A 5598-nucleotide genomic window follows, 5' to 3' on the forward strand; every position below is an offset into this window, starting at 1 on the left:
GAATTAACTGTGTAACCTCGCCCGCTGTCATCATATGGGAACCAACAACGGTCACAGTTTCTCCTCTGCCGACAGACTGATAGTAGCGATACTCGCCATCATTTACGTAATCAAAGACAAAGCTCGAATGAACGTGGTAAACACCAGCTTTTAGGGGGTAGGCCTTTATCTCATAATCAATCTCTTCCCTAGGTTTTATGATAATTATGTTTGGCTGGTTATCATATTCAGTTTTGAAGTACCAGCTCGCGTGAGCATTGTAAAGAGGATAGTACGAAAGCAATAGATCGTTGAGCTCAAAGGAGCCAAAAGGATTTGACGGACGGGCATCGACTGATACGTAACGTACCAGTCTTAATTCGTGATCATGGTATCGGTTTTTAATAGTTCCAGTTATCGTCAAGACTCCGCGGCCATCGTCATTCATGTCAAGTTTATTGTCAGAGTATGCTGAAGAGTACTGTTCATTATTCTTGCTTAATGCGCAACCTCCTGTAGGAGCCATACACAAAGAAATGCCATGACCGTAGGCATTTTCAATTGCTAAAGGCACGCCAATTAATGAAACAATTAGTACAAAGAATGTCGCAGTTGCGATAGGAAGGATGTTTGCGACCGATGCTCTCAATGTTATGATACTGGCAATTTCGCTATAGGTCTTTTACGATCAATTTTGGGCCTTTAGATGCAGTTGTCATTCTGTCACATTTATCGACCTTGCTGCTCCAGCTGACAAAGTCACTGGGTTATCGTCAAGATGTCTCCATGCAAATATTTTGACTATATATGTCCCTACCTCATCCAGAATCACGGGAACCCCGGAGTCAATGCCTATCTGGCGGCCTATCGGCACTGCTACGCCATATCTGACATGTATGTATCTCGTATACCCTTCGCTATCGATAACCTGCGTGATATAATCAAAGTGCTCGCCCGTATGATTTTGATTGTTGACTAGACCGTTAATTACAATCTCAGTTCCCTGAGGCATCATCGCGGGCAGAGTCGGCTCGCCAAAATGGTAGTTGCTGATGCTATTCTTGTCGTATTTGTAAAGCCGGATTTGCATGACCTCCAAGGACGCTGAAGCATCAGCGGAATCGCCGAAACTGGCTTGTGGCGACATATAGGAGATGCCCAGACAGATTGCAGCAATAATTGCCGTCAAGAGCTTTAACAAAAGGATCCGCCCCATCCTGACAAGTCGCGACTTGCTTTTGAGCCTTTTCTAGCTCTGGGTAGTGGCTACCATTTTGAGCCGTCTTATACAGCTAGGTCGAAACTCAGCCAGCAGGGTGAACGGCCTTTACAATCCCTATGCCTCGGGCAAGTGAAACAAGTTCATCAATGGTCATGTTTCTTGCCTTCATGGCTCCCAGCAAGTCCTTTTTCCCTTCCGCGCTCATGCCCCAGATCAGGACCCCTGCGCCGGGATAATCTCCATCTTTTGACTCGGCAGGAGCGATGAGGATTGCATAGTCGCCGGCAATGTCCGTCCCATTTCTGACCTGCCAGATTTCGCCGCTCGGTCTGTAGTAATAGTCCAGTGGCATTAACGCGCTGGCCAGCGTGCTGTTGACAAGGTAGCCGGAATCAGCAGAGCTGCTGACCAGCGGGCCTCCAAGCTCCAATTCTGGAAAATCTTCTATAGGATAAACATCCATGATTATGGCGCCGTATTCCCTGTAGTTCGAGTATGTCGCTTCCATGGGCGGTTTAGGCGACGCTGGCTTTAGCCACCAAGGGACCGGCGCAGGATAAAGATCGCTCAAGTCATAGTCAGGCGGAATGCTTGTCAGGAACGGGAGCGGGTATCCCGCGTATTGGCTTGCGGCTGCTATCAACTTGTTGTTGCTTTCTTTTAGAGCTGCCGGGGACAATGCCTTTCCGTTTCCCTGAACGCCGTCTCCGTAAAGGCTGTTGTCAGGCCTGAAGGCAATAATATAACCTTGCGAGTCCACTGCAAGCCGGAGCTCTTGAAGCGCGGGGTGGTGCCCCCTTGAGACTGTCCCCCCGACGTAGCCGCCTGATGCAGGCCCGGCGACAGCCAGGCCGTCCCACGGCCGGTAAATGTCCCCGGCGCACGGGTTCTCTATCCTCCACCTCCCTTCGGCAGGCCAGTACCGTGACAGGCAATTATCCGAGAGCGACACCGCGTGGTACGACCTAAAGGCCGACACGTCGTCCTGGCCTCCGCCAAGCCATTCAGGAAGCCGGATTAGCATATAGTTTTCAAACGCGTCGCGCTTTTCAAAGCGCTCCATCTCTTTTTTGTCCAGCGTCAGCAAGACGTCAGACTCGCTGCCAAGACCTACCATCGTCTTGCCAAAAGGGTCCAGGAACCAGATGAATGAATTTGGCTCAAGGTCTCCTGCCTTTACTGCTTGCATGATTACTTCTTCGTCCCCTCCCCTGTAGAAGAATTTCTGGGGGTCAAGTACCAGTATCCTCTTTGGGCTTTCAGATGACTTGGTGGCGACCAGAGTGAGCGACGGTATCACCAGAAGGAGAGAAGCAACGAGTACGGCGCCAAGTATCAGCGCAACAACAGGCGCCCGGCGGTACTCCGTCAGAAGAGTTGCGCAACTTCGCAAAGATAACTGTAATGGAAGCGTCCTACACGGCTTGCTTAGCAGGTGTTAGATTCAACCAGGCAGGCGCTCATCATCAGGCGGATTGACGGCATCTTTTTTGCGCGGCTCTTCCGGCTCGGGTTCTGGCTCTGCTTCGGTCGCTGCCTGCGCTTCAGGGTGCCCCTCGCTGTATGCATGCTCGGGGTTGTCGTCCAGAGGGGCGCCGTATTCAAAACCCTGGTTTTCAAATTCCTCGCTTTTCTCAAACTGCTCTTCGTCCTGCAGTTCATCATTTTCCTCCCTTATTTCCTGAATCTCTGCGTTGTCAGAGCTCATGTACCTATACGGACGCAGGAATATTACTAAAGCGGCTTGGAAAAAGGCGATAGCCCCTTGAAGACGGCCTTTGCAGGGCGCACAAACCAAAAGTTCAAATTGTTTTTTCCCCTTTGCCGGCGCGTGGCGCGCAAGTCAGCCGTCCTCATTCCTGTCATATTGGCAGCAGTAGCAGTGGGCGGGCTCGGCCTTGCATTCGTGCCAACCGACATCAAGAACAGGCCCATCGACTTTCCAAAGGGCACGGTTCTCATCAACGACGACTCTATCACAGTCGAGGTTGCCGAGACTGCCGCAGACCATCAAAGGTGGCTGACGTTTCGGCAGGACAAACTACCGTTAGACACTGCGATGCTGATAAAGCACGACACGCCAGACCTTTACGAAGTATGGATGCTCAACGTCGAGTACAACTTGGACATCGTCTGGTTTGATGCAGACGGCAACGCGGTGTACATCAAGGAAAACGTGCCCCCGTGCCCCAACATGCTTGACCCCGTCAGCTGCACCTACAAGCCGACCAGGCCGGCGATGTACGTGGTGGCCGGCACCGCAGGGTTCGTCGACGAGCACGCGATAGCCATCGGGTCCAAGATGACGATAGTGTCTGCCTAGAGGCGCACTATATCATCAACAGGCGAGATGACGAGCACGCCTCCGCTCTGGCCGCCCAGCGCCCCCCACATTGCGTCAACCACGTCTTCCACCCTTTCCGAGTCCACCACCGTCGCCACGATCCTTCTGCTGGTATAAGCTAGCTCGACCGTGCCCATCCCCCTGCCTGACGTCACCCTGTCCTTTTCCTTTCCCGCGCCCTTGACGTCAAATATCGTCGCCTCTAGCTTTAATCCTCGCAGCGCGGCAATGATTCCGTCCACCTTTTCCGGCTTGACCAGCACCGCCAGCCTCTTCATGCGGGACCCTGCCTTTTTGCCCTTTGACTTTTCGTCGTCCGTCACTTCAAACGGAAGATTCTTGCCTATTTGGCAATTTTTCATGCCGTTTCTAATAAGGCTATTTTTGCAATTGCAAGAATTCCATAAAATTAGCATAAAATAGAACAGCTATTGCGTTTTTGGCTGTTTTTTTACCAGTCCCATATTTTTTATGATGCTATCGTCAAAATCTATACATAAACTTTTTGAAAGACAGAAAAAAGAGGAACCGACCCCAAGTCAAGAGGACGACTTTTTTCAGGGGCCGGTGCGCGTCGTGTTATCCAAGGTCCACCACCGTGTCAGAGATTGATGGAACCTGCCTTTTTGCCGTGAGCAGGGCGCCCTTGGATACTATTACTTCTGTGTTGATTTCGTCCAGCGACGTAGGCCTGTCAGAGTTCTTGAACAGCACGAGCATGATTGCGTTTTCGCCAGAGTCGAGGATCTTGTTGTTGTTCTTGTTCGTGGTAAAGTAGACGATTGCGCTGGTCTGGTTCATTCCACTGCCGGTCCACGGGTTCTGGTTTATCATGTTGGCTGTCTTTGCTGCTGCGATTGCTGCGGTGCTGTTGGTGTATGTCCCTGTCGGGAGTATTCCTTTGTAGACGCTTTCGAGTGCGATGTTCTTGCTGTAATATCTGACTGCGGTGTTTTCCACTTCGAGGTTGGCAGAATCTCCGCCGGGCGAGATCTTGAACGGGATTGCAAAGTAGGCGAGCCTGTTAGCGGTGACGTTGCCGTTTCCAAGCATGCCGCCGGTGATTTCCATGGCGCTGCTAGATTCATCCAGTCCGGATGCTATTGTCGTCTTGGCTTTCTGCGTGGTCGAGAACCCCATGTTCAGGATGACAAACGAAAGGGCCGCCGCGACCATGACGAAGGCGATCAGCACGATTGCGGACTCGATGCCGATAACGCCCCGCCGGGCACTTTTTTGACACGGTTTTGCGTTCATGCCGTATACTACGGCTATAATCGACATAAGCAGGAGTGTGTACGCCTGTACGAGCTGGCGCATGTCGGCCATTTTTCATGCAAGTCGGTAAAAAGCACGCCCAGCTTTAACAAAAACAGCGATGTGTCGCTAGAAAGCATTACCAAGAGATTTGTAGATCTCGGCCTATCGGAGGAGGAGGCGCAGGTGCTGAAGGATCTGTACCTGTCAGGCGAGGCCAAGGCAGGCGACCTTGCCAAGGCGTCGGGGCTTTCGAGGATAAACGTCTACAGAATACTGGAGCGCCTGCAAAAGGAAAACATTGTCGAGGCGTCGATGGGCAGGCCGGTGATATTTTCAGCCATCCCGGCAGAGATGGCAGTCGAAAAGCTGGTCGAGCGGGCGTCGTCGCAATTGAAGACGATGCAGGAGGCAAAGGAGCAGGTGATAAAAGAGCTGTCGATGTTCAAGCTGCAGCTAAAGCCGCAGGCAGAGGCCAAGTACAGGATTGTGCAGGGCAAGCAGCAGATCTATTCGTGGATTGCCAAGATGGCGTCGACTGCCAAGTCCGAGATCCTCGCATACGTCGAGCGCGAGGACCTGATGAAGATCTATTACACTGAAATCATGGACGAGCTGGCCAGGGCAAAAAAGAGGGGCGCCAGGGTCATGATACTGACAGACGTCGACTACTCGCTTGCCGGGACGGTCAAAAACTATGCGCAATACGCAGAGACAAGGCATACGAGGATTCCGGGCATGAGCATCCTGCTGGTCGTCGACGAGTCCAAGCTTGTCGTGTCGGCCATGACAAAAT

8 protein-coding genes are annotated in these 5598 nt (G+C 51.8%); 2 read left to right on the forward strand and 6 right to left on the reverse strand.

Going from position 1 to position 5598, the window contains the following annotated elements:
* The 4 genes from ACREAY_RS09385 to ACREAY_RS09400 all read right to left on the reverse strand — a co-directional run.
* The coding region (locus ACREAY_RS09385) for a hypothetical protein (protein WP_431755509.1) at positions 1–628 on the reverse strand (628 nt) is incomplete at its 3' end.
* A 66-nt stretch (positions 629–694) separates the two neighbouring features.
* Complete coding sequence (locus ACREAY_RS09390) at positions 695–1195, reverse strand: hypothetical protein (protein ID WP_431755510.1); 501 nt, start codon at positions 1193–1195, stop codon at positions 695–697.
* Between the two features lie 88 nt (positions 1196–1283).
* Positions 1284–2501 carry a hypothetical protein gene (locus ACREAY_RS09395; protein WP_431755511.1) on the reverse strand — a complete coding sequence of 406 codons (1218 nt, stop codon included), beginning with the start codon at positions 2499–2501 and terminating at the stop codon, positions 1284–1286.
* Positions 2502–2645: 144 nt separating this feature from the next.
* Positions 2646–2909 carry a hypothetical protein gene (locus ACREAY_RS09400; RefSeq protein ID WP_431755512.1) on the reverse strand — a complete coding sequence of 88 codons (264 nt, stop codon included), beginning with the start codon at positions 2907–2909 and terminating at the stop codon, positions 2646–2648.
* A 123-nt stretch (positions 2910–3032) separates the two neighbouring features.
* On the opposite strand from ACREAY_RS09400, the gene ACREAY_RS09405 reads away from it, so the two are divergent.
* The gene (locus ACREAY_RS09405) at positions 3033–3524 is read left to right on the forward strand and encodes a DUF192 domain-containing protein (RefSeq protein ID WP_431755513.1); all 492 of its coding nucleotides are present in this window, start codon (positions 3033–3035) and stop codon (positions 3522–3524) included.
* Here ACREAY_RS09405 and ACREAY_RS09410 read toward each other — a convergent pair.
* Together ACREAY_RS09410 and ACREAY_RS09415 are read right to left on the reverse strand one after the other, a co-directional pair.
* Positions 3521–3907, reverse strand: coding sequence for a P-II family nitrogen regulator (locus ACREAY_RS09410; protein ID WP_431755514.1), 387 nt, complete (start codon positions 3905–3907; stop codon positions 3521–3523). The genes ACREAY_RS09405 and ACREAY_RS09410 overlap by 4 nt on opposite strands.
* A 217-nt stretch (positions 3908–4124) precedes the next feature.
* The gene (locus ACREAY_RS09415) at positions 4125–4865 is read right to left on the reverse strand and encodes an archaellin/type IV pilin N-terminal domain-containing protein (RefSeq protein ID WP_431755515.1); all 741 of its coding nucleotides are present in this window, start codon (positions 4863–4865) and stop codon (positions 4125–4127) included.
* 60 nt (positions 4866–4925) lie between these two features.
* Between ACREAY_RS09415 and ACREAY_RS09420 the strand changes: the two genes are divergently transcribed.
* Positions 4926–5598: TrmB family transcriptional regulator (locus ACREAY_RS09420; protein WP_431755516.1), on the forward strand; the 673-nt coding region annotated here is incomplete at its 3' end.

This window comes from Nitrososphaera sp. (genome assembly GCF_050748925.1).
Lineage (GTDB): Archaea > Thermoproteota > Nitrososphaeria > Nitrososphaerales > Nitrososphaeraceae > Nitrososphaera.